Source organism: Burkholderia anthinoferrum (assembly GCF_002925705.1).
GTDB lineage: Bacteria > Pseudomonadota > Gammaproteobacteria > Burkholderiales > Burkholderiaceae > Burkholderia > Burkholderia semiarida.
The window spans coordinates 375,805-389,649 of the sequence record NZ_LFZP01000052.1; the positions used below are offsets into that span (position 1 = coordinate 375,805).

The following is a 13,845-nucleotide window of genomic DNA, read 5'->3' on the forward strand; positions in this document are numbered from 1 at the left end:
TTTGGTTGGAGAACCCATGCGAGCCATCATTCTTGCGGCAGGCCTCGGCTTGCGCCTGCAACAACCGCCCGAAGCGCAGTTTCCGAAGTGCCTGCTGCGCTTCGACGACGTGTCGCTGCTCGAGCGCCATCTGCGCGTGCTCGACGCCGCGGGCGTCGACGAGATCGTGCTCGGGCTCGGCTTTCAGCACGAGAAGGTCGAGCAGGAACTGAAGCGCCTCGGCCGCGCCGCCGAGATCGTGATCAACGACCGCTACGACCTCGGCAGCGTGCTGACCGTGCATACCGTCGCCGAGGCAATGACGCGCGGCGGCGACGTGCTGCTGATGGACGCGGACGTGCTGTACGACGAGAACATCCTGCACGCGCTGGTGGCCGATTCCGATCGCGCGGTCGACCGCCTGCTGATCGACCGCGACTTCGAGGCCGGCGACGAGCCCGTCAAGCTGTGCCTGAAGAACGGCGTGCCGGTCGAGCTGCGCAAGCAGCTCGCGGTCGACCTCGACTACGACACGATCGGCGAATCGGTCGGCTTCTTCCGCTTCACCGAAGGCACCGCGCGCCGCCTCGCGACGATCGTCGCGGGCTACGTCGACAGCGGCCGCGCGAACATGCCGCACGAGGAAGCCGTGCGCGACCTGCTGCTCGAAGGCGGCCATTCGTTCGACGTCGCCGACGTCACCGGCTCGCCGTGGATCGAGATCGATTTCCCGAACGACGTCGCACGCGCGACGCAAGACATTCTTCCCCTGATTCAACGCACTACCGCCGGAGCCGCACGATGAACGCACGCGAACCCAACTTCACCGAATCGCGCAGCGCGCGCCTGCGCCGCATGCTCGTCAGCAGCGATCTCGAATTCCTGATGGAAGCGCACAACGGCCTGTCCGCGCGGATCGTCCGCGAGGCCGGCTTCAAGGGCATCTGGGCCTCGGGCCTCGCGATCTCCGCGCAGTTCGGCGTGCGCGACAACAACGAAGCGAGCTGGACGCAGGTCGTCGACGTGCTCGAATTCATGGCCGACGCGAGCGACCTGCCGATCCTGCTCGACGGCGACACCGGCTACGGCAACTTCAACAACGTGCGCCGTCTCGTGAAGAAGCTCGAGCAGCGCGGCATCGCCGGCGTGTGCATCGAGGACAAGCAGTTTCCGAAGACCAACAGCTTCATCGGCGGCGAACGCCAGCCGCTCGCCGAGATCGACGAATTCTGCGGCAAGATCAAGGCCGGCAAGGATTCGCAGACCGACCCCGACTTCTCGATCGTCGCGCGCGTCGAAGCGCTGATCGCGGGCTGGGGGATGGACGAGGCGCTGCGCCGCGCGAACGCGTACGCGGAAGCCGGCGCCGACGCGATCCTGATCCACAGCAAGCTGTCGCGCCCCGACGAAATCCTGCAGTTCGCGCGCGAATGGAGCGGCAAGGCGCCGCTCGTGATCGTGCCGACCAAGTACTACAGCACGCCGACCGACGTGTTCCGCCAGGCCGGCATCAGCACCGTGATCTGGGCGAACCACCTGATCCGCGCGTCGGCATCCGCGATGCAGGCGACCGCGCGCGAGATCTACGAGAGCCAAACGCTGATCAACGTCGAGGACCGCGTCGCATCGGTCAACGAGATCTTCCGCCTGCAGGACGCCGACGAGTACTCGGCGGCCGAGCGTATCTACCTGTCTTCGTCGTCGCGCGCGTCGAATGCGGCGATCGTGCTCGCCGCGAGCCGCGGCAAGGGCCTCGAAGCCGTCACCGAAGATAAACCCAAGGTCATGCTGCCGGTCGCTGGCAAGCCGCTGCTGCGCTGGCTCGTCGACGGCTTCAAGACGCACGGCGTAAACGACATCACCGTGGTCGGTGGCTATCGCGCCGATGCGATCGACACGTCGGGCATCAAGCTCGTCGTCAACGAGCGCCATGCGCAGACGGGCGAACTCGCATCGCTCGCCTGCGCGGCCGACCGCCTGACCGGCGACACCGTGATCTCGTACGGCGACCTGCTGTTCCGCAGCTACATCGTGCGCGACCTCGCGGAGAGCGAGGCCGAGTTCAGCGTGGTGGTCGATTCGTCGCTCACCGAGACCAACCAGAGCGTGCGCGACTTCGCCCTCTGCTCGGCGGCCGACGATCGCGGCCTGTTCGGCCAGAAGACCTACCTGCAGCGCGTGTCGAGCGACGTCGCCGCGGGCACCCCGCACGGCCGCTGGATCGGCCTGCTGAACGTGCGCGGCGCCGGCGTCGACCGCCTGAAGGCGATGCTCGCGACGCTGCAGGCGCGTCCTGATTTCGACACGCTCGACATCCCGTCGCTGCTGAACGAACTGATCGCCGCCGGCGAGAAGATCGAAGTGCAGTACGTGCACGGCCACTGGCGCGGCGTCAACGACCTCGAAGACTTCCGCCGTGCGGGCGACTTCGCGCACGGCCAGACGCCGCTGTCCGAGCCGGGCACCGGCAACGGGGGCGCGCAATGATCGAGGCGGCCCAGTTCGTCGAGGCCGCGCGCGAACGCGGCTTCGACTGGTACGCGGGCGTGCCCTGCTCGTACCTGACGCCGTTCATCAATTACGTGTTGCAGGACCCGACGCTGCATTACGTGTCGGCCGCGAACGAAGGCGACGCGGTCGCGCTGATCGCCGGCGCGACGCTCGGCGGCAAGCGCGGGATCGCGATGATGCAGAACTCCGGGCTCGGCAACGCGGTGAGCCCGCTCACGTCGCTCACCTGGACGTTCCGCCTGCCGCAGTTGCTGATCGTCACGTGGCGCGGCCAGCCGGGCGTGGCCGACGAGCCGCAGCACGCGCTGATGGGCCCGATCACGCCCGCGATGCTCGACACGATGGAGATCCCGTGGGAGACGTTCCCGACCGACCCGGAACAGGTCGGCCCGGCACTCGACCGCGCGATCGCGCACATGGACGCGACGGGCCGCCCGTACGCGCTCGTGATGCAGAAAGGCAGCGTCGCGCCGTATGAACTGAAGGCGAACCCGGCCGCGACGCCGCGCGCGCACGTCGCCGCACAATCGTCGGCGCGCGCCGCGTCGGCCGATGCATGGCCGACCCGTCACGACGCGCTGCAGCGCGTGATCGCGCATACGCCGGTCGATTCGACCGTCGTGCTCGCGTCGACCGGTTTCTGCGGCCGCGAACTCTACGCGCTCGACGATCGCCCGAACCAGCTTTACATGGTCGGCTCGATGGGCTGCGTGACGCCGCTCGCGCTCGGCCTCGCGCTCGCACGGCCCGACCTGCGCGTGGTGGCCGTCGACGGCGATGGCGCCGCGCTGATGCGCATGGGTGTGTTCGCGACGCTCGGCACCTACGGCCCGGCCAACCTCACGCACGTGCTGCTCGACAACGGCGCGCACGAATCGACGGGCGGCCAGGCGACGGTGTCGCAGCATGTGTCGTTCGCGGGTGTCGCCGCTTCGTGCGGTTATGCGTCGGCGGTCGAAGGCGATACGCTCGACGTGCTCGATGCGGCGCTGGCTGCCACGGGCGACGGTGCACAGTTCGTGCGCATTGCAATCCGCACCGGCGTGCCCGACGGCCTGCCGCGCCCGACCGTCACGCCGGTCGAGGTCAAGACCCGTCTGATGCGGCACATCGGCGCCGCGCAGACCGAAGCCCACGTCGAAGGAGCCCATTGATGCTGCTGCTGAACCCCGGCCCGGTCACGCTCTCCGAACGCGTGCGCCGCAGCCTGCTGCAACCCGACCTGTGCCATCGCGAAGGCGAATTCTTCGACTTGCAGGATGAAGCGCGCGCGCGGCTCGTTGCCGCGTATGAACTCGACCCGGCCGAATGGGCCGCCGTGCTGATGACGGGTTCCGGCACCGCCGCCGTCGAAAGCATGATCGCCGCGCTCGTGCCGCAGGACGGCAAGCTGCTCGTGATCGAGAACGGCGTGTACGGCGAGCGGATCACGCAGATCGCCACGCAGTACGGCATCGCGCACGATGTGCTGAAGCACGAGTGGATGCAGGCGCCGGATGTCGCACAGATTGGCGCTCGCCTCGACGCGGGCCGCTACTCGCATGTCGCGGTGATCCATCACGAAACGACGACGGGCCGGCTGAACGACCTCGGCGCCATCGCCGAGGTGTGCCGTGCGCGCGGCGTGAAGATGCTCGTGGACGGCGTCAGCAGCTTCGGCGCGGAAGCGATCGATTTTGCAGGTGGCGACATCGATGCGGTTGCCGCGACCGCGAACAAGTGCCTGCATGGTGTGCCGGGTGCCGCGTTCGTGATCGTGCGCCGTAGTGCGCTCGCGAAGGCCGCGAGCCGCACGTACTATCTCGATCTCGGCCGGCTTGCGAAGCTGCAGGATCAGCGGAATACGCCGTTTACGCCGTCCGTGCATGCGTATTACGCGTTGGTCGAAGCGCTGCGCGAGTTCGATGAGGCCGGCGGCTGGCGTGCTCGGCATGCGCATTACAAGGCGCTTGCCGATCAGGCGCAGGCGGGGCTTGTTGCACGCGGGATGCCGCTGGTGCTGCCGGAAGGCGAGTCGTCAGTGGTTTTGCGTGCGTACAGGCTGCCGCAGGGTGTGACGTACGAAACCCTGCACGACGGGCTGAAGGCGCGCGGCTTCGTGATCTACGCCGGGCAAGGCGGGCTGTCGAAGGAACTGTTCCGGATCTCGACGATGGGGGCGATTCAGGCGGCCGATGTCGAACGGTTGCTGGATGGTTTTACCCAGTTGACGCGGTAAGCGCTGCCCTCACCTTCGTCCACGAAAGGCCCGCAAGGGCCTTTTTTCTTGTCCTTCACAATCGTGGACGTGACGCATGGGTGTCGGCAATGCCCTATCCCCTGGGGTGTTTCATTTCCTCGGCCTCCACCGCGGCGAGCCGTTCTTCGCTGGCGGAAACAGATCCCATGGCTTCGTCGATCGATGCCAATGCAAACTCGCATGCCAGTCTCGTTTCTTCAACGGTGGGCTCCGGCTTCTCGTCGTCGCCCGGCGGAGGCGCAAGCATGTCGCCGAGCATCATTGCCAGTTCCTGGGTATCCCATTGCTCGCCCCTTTGCTCCTTCCTCTTTATGTAATGCCGGATTTCCGCGTCTTGCTCCGGCGAGAGCGGGAGATGTCGAAACGTGTTGCTTGGGCTGGCGTCAATCATGATGTTGCTCCTGAATTTGAAATCGGCTTGCTCGAGCTGCCCCCCCGGTTACGCGTGCAGCCGCGGAATAACAACGGTGGCGGAACAGAGGCCTATTTGCCGCAGCGCGGAACTTGAATTCCGTCGATGCGCCCTAAAAGCTCGTCCACCTGGAGCTCGAGGATCCTGTTTCGGTTGGATTGCTTGCGGAGTTTGTTGAGCCTGATCCGCCAATACGAAGGATCACTTACGGACGATTTGTTGACGAAGGCGTGTTGGGCTTGTTCAAGCAGCCCGATCGATCGCCTGATATGTACCAATTCGCGCTCCACATCGCAGTACCAGCTCATGTTCGCCGCCTTTGATTAATATTTGCATCTTGAATCGATGCCCAGCGAGAACACCAGGGTTCGCTCGAACGGCGGCACGGGAGCCGGTTCCGACGGATGCATGCCGCACGGCACCGCGGGTCGAAGAGACGGAAATACCGTGCGCAAGCCAGGGGTGCGGCCCAGGCTGGAAGGGGGAGCCATCGATACGCATGCGGCTCGGATGAAACCATCATACGCGTATCGCCGGACAGGCAACCACTTTATTTCGGCTGGCCGCGACGAGTGCGGATGCGCGCCTCGTCATCCGCGTCACCCCGCCCCAACCGTTCCGTGTATAGTGGGCTTCCCCTTATGGAGCAACCAACATGCCAACCTATCCGTTTCTTCTCTATAAGGGGTACGAACTTCATCCCCTTGTCTTCTCCTGCACGTTCCATCGCTTTGACAGGCATTCCCGTTACGCCGAAGGGTATGACATCGCCGTGCGCATATGTCGCCCGGCCTCGATGGCAAGCGCGCCTTCAAGCCGTGTTTTCCGACTGAACCAGCCCCACACATTCTCCGACTTTGGAGTGGCGAGGCGGGCGGCCCGGCAGCAAGGCAAGGACATCGTCGACGGGAAGGTGAACGGCGCGTCAGTTGTCGATCTATGAAAGCGCCGTCCGTCGGTATCGGCCGTGCACATCGACCGGGACGGAATGCCTCATTACCATGTGCTGCGTGCGTGCCGCGAGCCGACGAGTGTGCCGAATGCCGAGCGTCGTGTTCGCGCCGCGAAGCAAGCCGTCTCGTGCACCTGTCGACGGTAACAACCTCCGTGCACCCGCTTCGATCGCGAACGACGCATGCCCGCCATCCTGAACGACCGATGGTCCGTCAATGCCGAACGTCAATCCCGTTGGAATCGGCCGACGGAAGTGGGTCGGGAGGCAACGCCCACGAATACCGATGAAGACACATTTCCGATCGCGACAATGAGAATCTTGCGCTTCGCCCCAATGCTGACGCTCGTCGCCTCCCCCGTCGTTCACGCTGCCGACAGCCAGTCTTGCAGCGACGCAGTCGTCGCAGCCGTCGCCCGCTGGGCCGGTGTCGCGAGCGCGCGCATCGCCACGCGCGACGCGGACCGGCTCGTCGTCGCATCGTCATGCAAGGCGACGCCGAACGCGCCGGAAACGACGATCGCCGCCGTCGCGTTCGATTCGCTGCCGAAGAGCAAGAATCCGAACGAAAGCCAAAAACTGCAGGTGGTCGCGCTCGTCGAAGGCGGCAAGGTCGTGGCGGCCGATCGATCGGTGGTCGAAGAGGATGCGGCAACGGAAATCGGCGAGAACAGCTACCGCATCGACACGGCGCCCTACCGGCTCTCGCCCGACGTACGGGCGTTCGGCGTCGTGTTTACCAGCAGCGCACGCGGGCCAAGTTGCCCCGACGCGAATGCGAGCGAAGAGCTGACGCTGTGGATTCGTGAAGGCAACCGAATCCGCCCGGTGTTCGGCACCAACCTCTACGGATGGATCAGCGTCGAAGGCGATGCCTGCGGCCCTGGCGTCGGCGATGCGCGCAGTGAAGAGGCCCGTATGACGATCGCCGTCGAGAAAACATCTAGCCACGGCTTTGCCGACCTGTCGATCACGGCGCACATCACGACGACGCAGCGCAAGAACGGTGATTACTCGGATACGGGCAAGCGCACGGTGCGCACGGTCGTCCACTACGACGGCAAGTCCTATGGAATCGACATGTTCCGGAACTTCTGGTATTCGCCCGCCGCAATGAAGCGCTTCCAGTAAGACCGCAGTGAATCGCGGCGCTACCCCACCTACTCCACCACCTTCGCCCCGATCGCGTCGGTCGGCGCCGGCATCCGCAACGCGTCATCCCGCACACGCCGCGCCTCGCGCGCCGTATAGCGATCCTTCAGCCGCAGGAACGGTTTTTCGACGAGGAAGTAGCTGGCGGTCGCGGCAATCAGTGCCCACACGATACCAAGCGGAAACCCATGCGGCACGGGCAGATGCGGGTTCGCGAACGGCTGCTGCCACAGATAAAGACTGAACGAGATCGTACCCACGAACACGACCGGCCGCGTACGCAACCACCGCGCACACCAGAACTCGCCGCGAAAATTCAGCACGACGATCACGATCGCGATCAGCGCGGCTTCGAGCGTCACGCCGTACGTCGCATTCCAGAAGCCGCCGAGCCGGTGCTCGGCGAGCGGCATGCCGATCAGCACGACGAAGACGAGCGCCGTCACGATGTGCGCCTCGCCGCGCCACGAGCCGATCCACGCTTCGAGCCGTTCGCGGTTGAGCGACGCATAGCAGCCGATCAGGATCGGATCGACACCCGTGTGCAGCATCATCCCGAGCTGCCCGCGCAGCGCCGGCGCAACGAAATACGTGATGGTGCGCACCAGCGGCACGACCAGGATCAGCGCGGCCAGCCAGCGCGTGCCGGCGCGGCGGATGCCGAGCACGAACAGCAACGGCCAGAACCAGTAGAACTGCTCCTCGAGCGCGAGCGACCAGAAATGGCCGAGATACCACGCGCCGTCGGGGTGCAGCGCGTTGTCGCCGGTCAGCCCGAACCACGCCGAGTAATTCCACAGGTGCAGCGCCGCATAGAGCCACTGCCGACGATCGACGTCGACCCCGCCGGCGAACGCGACGATCGCAACGACTGCGAGATACACGTAGCAGGCCGGCCAGATCCGCAGCGCCCGGCGCACGTAGAACGACGTCAGCGCGATCCCGCCCGTGCGCGCGAACTCGGCGCGCAGCACGTTGGTGATCAGGAAACCGCTCAGCACGAAGAAGATCAGCACGCCGAGCCGGCCGTCGGCGATCAGCCGCAACGGCGCGTACCAGCCCGTATAGCCGCCGGGCAGCACATGCTCGGCGTGACCGACGACGACCATCGCGACCGCGACGGCGCGCAACCCGGTCAACTGCGTGACGCGATGGTTCATCGGCTGGTTTCCGTTGGCACGGTAAAGGAACAGGAATCGGCCGGCGCCCGACCGGCCCGCCGACATGTCGCCGGGATTTTGTATGAAAAATATCGGAATGAAATTGCTTCAAAAATCCGCGTGGCACATGCCGCCGACGAGGCGACGCCGCGCCACGGCGCGCCCACGCCCTGCGCGACGAATGGGCATAATGACAAGCCTTGTCCGGCGGCGGCCGGTCCGATGCCTACGCAACGAATTTTGCGGCGCAGCAACATCCGCTCGACCGTACCCGTCCGCACATCGGCCCGCGCCTCGTCCGCCTCCTGTCGACCTCACCGGAGCCTGTCTGTGTACCCACCGATCGAACCCTACGCCCACGGCCATCTCGACACCGGCGACGGCCACCGCATCTACTGGGAACGCTGCGGCAACCCGGCCGGCAAGCCCGCCGTGTTCCTGCACGGCGGCCCCGGCGCCGGCTGCGGCCCGGACCACCGCCGCCTGTTCGATCCCGAGCGCTACGACATCCTGCTGTTCGACCAGCGCGGCTGCGGGCGCTCGACGCCGCATGCGAGCCTCGAGAACAACACGACGTGGGATCTGGTCGCCGATATCGAACGCCTGCGCGAAATGGTCGGCGCCGAACAATGGCTGGTGTTCGGCGGCTCGTGGGGCAGCGCGCTGGCGATCGCGTACGCGGAGACCCACCCCGAACGCGTGAGCGCGCTGATCGTGCGCGGCATCTTCACGATGCGTCGTGCGGAACTGCTGTGGTACTACCAGGAAGGCGCGTCGTGGCTGTTTCCCGATCACTGGGAAGACTTCCTCGCACCGATTCCGGAAGCCGAGCGCGGCGATCTGATGGCCGCCTACCATCGCCGGCTGACCGGCGACGACGAAGCCGCGAAACTCGAAGCCGCGCGCGCGTGGAGCATCTGGGAAGGCCGGACGATCACGCTGCTGCCCGATCCCGCGCTCGCCGCGCATTTCGGGGACGGCCACTATGCGCTCGCGTTCGCGCGGATCGAAAACCACTACTTCGTGAACAAGGGTTTCGTCGAGGAAGGCCAGTTGCTGCGCGACGCGCATCGGCTCGCCGGCATTCCGGGCGTGATCGTGCAGGGCCGCTATGACATCGCGACCCCGGCCCGCACCGCGTGGGAGTTGTCGAAGGCGTGGCCGGATGCGACGTTCGAGATCGTGCCCGGCGCGGGGCATGCGTACAACGAGCCGGGGATTCTGGAGGCGCTCGTCGCGGCGACGGACCGGTTCGCTGCGTGATCGACGGAATGCGGCGCGTGTCTCCGTGCCTACGGGCACGCTTACGCGCCGCCGGTCACAACGCGGCTTCGACGATCGTCCGGCCGCTGATCGCCCGTTCGACGAGTTGTTCGTCGCCGACCTTGCGGATCGCATCGTCGAGCAGCCCTTCCGGTTCCTCGGTCGCCACCTTCAGCAAGCCCGATAGCCCGCGCGCATCGAGCACCACCAACGTTTCCATCGAATCCGCGCGGCTCACGAGCACGCGCCGAAACGCCGGGCCCGCGCCGAAGCTCGCACAAAGCTCGATCGTCTCGTTGCCGAGCGTGTAGTCGAAGTGCTTGATCATGTCCGCCGCCGTTGCATGGAAATGGCGACGCGCGACGGCGCGGCGCCGTGATGTCGACGCACCCGCGCGTGCCGCCGGCGCGCCGGACCTGAGTTCGGACCGTTCGCCAGCATCACCATGCTAGGCGTGCAGTATTAACGAAGACTTAAAGGGTGCGAGCCCCGCCCGGCAGTACCGTCAAGCCGCATCGAGCGGCTCGACCGTCACGCCGACCTTCAGCTCCTGATCCGCGCCGCCGCCGCGGATCACGCCGCGCAGCGGCGTCACGTCGGCATAATCGCGGCCGACCGACAGCATCACGTAGTCGTCGCCGGGCGCACGATCGTTGGTCGGATCGAGTTGCAGCCAGCCACCATCCTCGGGCCACGCCGGATCGTACACGTCGACCCACGCATGCGACGCGTCGGCGCCGATCAGCCGCGGCTGCCCGGGCGGCGGCTGCGTGAGCAGGTAACCGCTGACGTAACGCGCGGCCAGCCCGAGCGAGCGCAGCGCGCCGATCATCACGTGCGCGAAATCCTGGCACACGCCCTTGCGCAACCGCAGCGCGTCGAGTGCCGACGTCGTGATGTCGGTGCTGTTCGGCGTGTACGCGAAATCGGCATGCACACGCCGCATCAGATCCCACGCCGCCTGCACGAGCGGCCGTTGCGGCGTGAAGCTCGCGGCCGCGTATGCGGCGAGTTCGGGGTCGCACGCCACGTGCGGCGACGCGAACACGAACTCGCTCGCCGGGTCGTAAGGCTGCCCCGCGCGGAACCGCAAGCGGTCGCGCACGGCCTCCCATGCGGTGGCGTGCGCGGCGTCCGGATTCGCGATCGACGGCGGCGGCTCGCCGCGGGCGCCAAGCGACCACATCGGCGGCGTCACGCGCACCGTGCTGCGGCTGCGCACGAGCAGCGCGTCGTGCGGCTGGTTCAGTGCGAACGACGCACGCGCGTTGCCGAACGCGTCGATCTCGGTGCAGACCGATTCCGGCGCGGGCTCGATGTCGAGCGAGAACGACAGCATCTGCTGGCGCGGCGTCGCGAGCGGTTGCAGGCGAGCCTGGTGCTGCGCGGATTCGACACGCGCCGCGTAGCGGTATTCGGTGTCGTGCGTGACGCGCAGCAACCGGCCCGGCGCGACGGCGGCCGGAGCCTCGGCCGCTGCCTGCCGTGCATGGCCGGCACCGGATGGCGTTTTCGGTGCGCCTTTCATCATCACCATAGCGTCCTGCCCGCCTCGCGCACGTGGCTGAAATAGCGCTCGCCGATCCGGTTCGACAGTTCCCACACCGCCTTCACCGTCGTGTCGAGCGCGGCGAGCAGCTTGTCGTGCCGGCCGCCTTCGGCGGTCTCGCACAGCTCGTGGAGCGACCACGCGGGTATGTCCGGAACCGTCTCGGCCAGCTCGGACAGCGCGTAGCCTTCGCTGCGCTCGACCTTCGTCAGCCGGCCGCGCAGCGCCTGCACGACCCAGCCGAGCGAGCGCGGATTGTCGGTATCGAGCACGACGAGCGACAGCAGCGGCGCGACGTCGAAGCCGCGCTGGAACCGCGAACGGAACGTGATCGTGCTGTCGAACAGTTCCAGCACGAGTTCGAAGCCGTCCTGCCGATGCACGGCCCCTTCGTCGAACGCGAACTTCAGCACGCTGCACAGGAAGTCGAGCCGGTCGATCTGTCGGCCGATCGACAGCAATCGCCAGCCGTCGTCGCGCGTCATGTTGTCGGTCTGCGCGCCGGTGATCGCGCCGAGCAGCAGCCCGAGGCGCTCCAGCAACTGCAGCGCGTCGTTGCCGATCTGCTCCTCGGCTTCCGGCTGCCCTGCGCTGTCCGCGAACAGTTGGGTCGCGTCGTCGATCAGCCGCCACTGATCGCTCGACAGCCGTTCGCGGATCGCGGCGGCCGCACCGCGCATGCCGAACAGGCACGACGCGATGCCCGACGTGCGATCCCCGCCGCGCGTGAGCGACGTCGCCAGCGCGTACTGAAATGCCTGCGGCGCATCGACGGCGTGCGGCGCGTCGGCCGCGACCAGCCCGGTGTCGCGGCACAGCGTGTCGATCAGTTCCAGATGCGCGGGGCTGTCGACGTCGTCTTCGCCGCGCAGCCGTTCGAGCGCGGCGCGCGCGAGGCGCATCAGGTTGGTCGCGCGCTCGGTATAGCGGCCGAGCCAGAAAAGGTTCTCGGCCGCGCGGCTCGCGATCGCGCGCGGCCGCTCGACGAGATCGTCGGGGCCGAGGTGCGTCTGCAGCAGCGTCGTCGAATCGACGATGCCCTCGGTCATCACCCACGTATCGACGGTGCTGCCGCCGCGCGGCATCGGCGCGTTGAACAGTGCGTCGCGCGTGCCGACCCGCGACAGCCCGCCCGGCAGGAGCCGCCAGCGCCGCGCGCCGTCCGCAAGCGCGAACACGCGCAGCAGCAGCGGCTTCGGCACGATCCGTGCGCTGCCGTTGCCGTCGGGGGCATCGGGCCGCGGCCAGGTCGGCGCCTGCGACAGCGGCAGGTCGGCCTGCACCGTATAGTGTTCGGGCCGCGCGAGAATCCGCGCGCGCCATTCCGCCAGTTGCGCCTGCGTGAGCCGCGCGCCGATCACCGGTTCGAACGCCCCGCCTTCCTGCACGTCGGGCGGATAGGATGCCTTGACGATGCTGCGCGCGAGCTGCGGCAGCGCGTCGTCGCACGCGGCCGCCTCGCCGCACCACCACGAATGCACGGCCGGCAGCGTCAGCGTTTCGCCGAGCAGCGCTTCCGCGAGACGCGGCATGAAGCCGAGCATCGCCGGCGATTCGAGGAAACCCGAGCCCGGCGCGTTCGCGAGCAGCACGTTGCCCGCGCGCACGGCCTGCAACAGCCCCGGCACGCCGAGCATCGAATCGGGCCGCAGTTCGAGCGGATCGAGCCACGCATCGTCGACGCGCCGCAGGATGCCATGCACCGGCTCGAGCCCGCTGAGCGTCTTCAGGAATACGCGGTTGTCGCGCGCGGTCAGGTCGCCGCCTTCCACGAGCGTGAGGCCGAGATAGCGGGCGAGATACGCATGCTCGAAATAGGTCGCGCTGTGCGGCCCCGGCGTCAGCAGCACGATCCGCGAATTCTTCGCGGCGGGGCTGAGCGACTGCATGCTTTGCAGCAGCGCGCGATACGCGGATGCGAGGCGCTGCACGCGCAGCCCGCGAAACCCGCGCGGAAAGAGCCGCGACACGATCAGCCGGTTTTCGAGCAGGTAGCCGAGCCCGGCCGCGCCCTGCGTGTGCTGCGCGACGATCCGCCATTGGCCGTCGGGGCCGCGCGCGAGATCGAACGCGACGACGTGCAGCCACGTATCGCCCGGCACGCGTGCGCCGCGCATCGCGCGCAGATAGCCGGGATGGCCGGTGACGAGCGCGGGCGGCAGCAGCCCGCGTTGCAGGATCGTCTGCGGCCCGTACAGGTCGGCCAGCGTCGCGTTGAGCAGCCGCACGCGCTGCAGCACGCCGCGCTCGATCCCGACCCAATCCTCCGGTGTGACGATCAGTGGCAGCAGGTCGAGCGACCACGGGCCGACCGCGCCGTCGCCGGCGCGCTGCTCGTGCAACTGGTAGAACAGGCCGTTCTCGCGCATGCGCCGGTGCAGTGCATCGGCGCGGCGGTCGAGGTCGGCCACGCCGTCGCTGCCGATCGACGTGAAGAAACTGCGCCATGCGGGCGCAAGCGCGGGCGCGTGCAGGCCGGCCGCGCTGCCGCGCAGTTCGTCGTAACGGCCGGCGGCGGCCGGCGCCGCGAGCGCGGCGGCCAGTTCGGCGGCGTCCGGCTGGGCGCCGGTATCGAAAAGCGTGGGCATCGCGTCGAGGGCGGCGAGATGATCGAGGTCAATGGGCGGC

13 protein-coding genes are annotated in these 13,845 nt (G+C 67.4%); 7 read left to right on the forward strand and 6 right to left on the reverse strand.

Features of this window, described 5'->3' with window-relative positions; translation table 11 throughout:
• Window positions 1-16: 16 nt before the first annotated feature.
• From C5F75_RS24330 to C5F75_RS24345, 4 genes are read left to right on the forward strand one after another with little or no spacing between them, the layout of a single operon-like run.
• Window positions 17-784: a phosphocholine cytidylyltransferase family protein gene (locus C5F75_RS24330; protein WP_104012836.1), complete on the forward strand. Its 768-nt coding sequence runs from the start codon at window positions 17-19 to the stop codon at window positions 782-784.
• Window positions 781-2,466 (forward strand): phosphoenolpyruvate mutase, encoded by a 1,686-nt coding sequence (aepX, locus tag C5F75_RS24335; protein ID WP_059582357.1) that lies wholly within the window; start codon window positions 781-783, stop codon window positions 2,464-2,466. The genes C5F75_RS24330 and aepX overlap by 4 nt, the downstream gene beginning before the upstream one ends.
• Entirely contained in the window at window positions 2,463-3,644 is a 1,182-nt protein-coding gene (aepY, locus tag C5F75_RS24340; protein ID WP_059582360.1) for a phosphonopyruvate decarboxylase, read from the forward strand. The genes aepX and aepY overlap by 4 nt, the downstream gene beginning before the upstream one ends.
• Complete coding sequence (locus C5F75_RS24345) at window positions 3,644-4,708, forward strand: 2-aminoethylphosphonate aminotransferase (RefSeq protein WP_059582362.1); 1,065 nt, start codon at window positions 3,644-3,646, stop codon at window positions 4,706-4,708. Before aepY ends, C5F75_RS24345 begins: the two co-directional genes overlap by 1 nt.
• Before the next feature lie 94 nt (window positions 4,709-4,802).
• On the opposite strand, the gene C5F75_RS24350 is transcribed toward C5F75_RS24345, so the two are convergent.
• Both C5F75_RS24350 and C5F75_RS24355 read right to left on the reverse strand, forming a co-directional pair.
• Window positions 4,803-5,120: a hypothetical protein gene (locus C5F75_RS24350; RefSeq protein WP_059582365.1), complete on the reverse strand. Its 318-nt coding sequence runs from the start codon at window positions 5,118-5,120 to the stop codon at window positions 4,803-4,805.
• Window positions 5,121-5,212: 92 nt separating this feature from the next.
• Window positions 5,213-5,449, reverse strand: coding sequence for a hypothetical protein (locus tag C5F75_RS24355; RefSeq protein WP_059582368.1), 237 nt, complete (start codon window positions 5,447-5,449; stop codon window positions 5,213-5,215).
• 347 nt (window positions 5,450-5,796) lie between these two features.
• Here C5F75_RS24355 and C5F75_RS24360 point away from each other — a divergent pair, with 347 nt between their 5' ends.
• Window positions 5,797-6,084 carry a hypothetical protein gene (locus C5F75_RS24360; RefSeq protein WP_081066423.1) on the forward strand — a complete coding sequence of 96 codons (288 nt, stop codon included), beginning with the start codon at window positions 5,797-5,799 and terminating at the stop codon, window positions 6,082-6,084.
• A gap of 321 nt (window positions 6,085-6,405) precedes the next feature.
• Window positions 6,406-7,224 carry a PA3715 family protein gene (locus C5F75_RS24365; RefSeq protein WP_059582371.1) on the forward strand — a complete coding sequence of 273 codons (819 nt, stop codon included), beginning with the start codon at window positions 6,406-6,408 and terminating at the stop codon, window positions 7,222-7,224.
• Window positions 7,225-7,253: 29 nt separating this feature from the next.
• Here the strand turns inward: C5F75_RS24365 and C5F75_RS24370 are convergent, their stop codons facing one another.
• Window positions 7,254-8,405 carry an acyltransferase family protein gene (locus tag C5F75_RS24370; RefSeq protein ID WP_059583066.1) on the reverse strand — a complete coding sequence of 384 codons (1,152 nt, stop codon included), beginning with the start codon at window positions 8,403-8,405 and terminating at the stop codon, window positions 7,254-7,256.
• Between the two features lie 330 nt (window positions 8,406-8,735).
• On the opposite strand from C5F75_RS24370, the gene pip reads away from it, so the two are divergent.
• Window positions 8,736-9,668: a prolyl aminopeptidase gene (gene pip, locus C5F75_RS24375; protein WP_059582373.1), complete on the forward strand. Its 933-nt coding sequence runs from the start codon at window positions 8,736-8,738 to the stop codon at window positions 9,666-9,668.
• Between the two features lie 55 nt (window positions 9,669-9,723).
• On the opposite strand, the gene C5F75_RS24380 is transcribed toward pip, so the two are convergent.
• From C5F75_RS24380 to C5F75_RS24390, 3 genes are all read right to left on the reverse strand, one after another.
• Complete coding sequence (locus C5F75_RS24380) at window positions 9,724-9,996, reverse strand: hypothetical protein (RefSeq protein WP_059582375.1); 273 nt, start codon at window positions 9,994-9,996, stop codon at window positions 9,724-9,726.
• Between the two features lie 177 nt (window positions 9,997-10,173).
• Window positions 10,174-11,205, reverse strand: coding sequence for a transglutaminase family protein (locus C5F75_RS24385; RefSeq protein ID WP_059582378.1), 1,032 nt, complete (start codon window positions 11,203-11,205; stop codon window positions 10,174-10,176).
• Window positions 11,199-13,805: a circularly permuted type 2 ATP-grasp protein gene (locus tag C5F75_RS24390; RefSeq protein WP_104012890.1), complete on the reverse strand. Its 2,607-nt coding sequence runs from the start codon at window positions 13,803-13,805 to the stop codon at window positions 11,199-11,201. Before C5F75_RS24390 ends, C5F75_RS24385 begins: the two co-directional genes overlap by 7 nt.
• Between the last annotated feature and the right edge of the window lie 40 nt (window positions 13,806-13,845).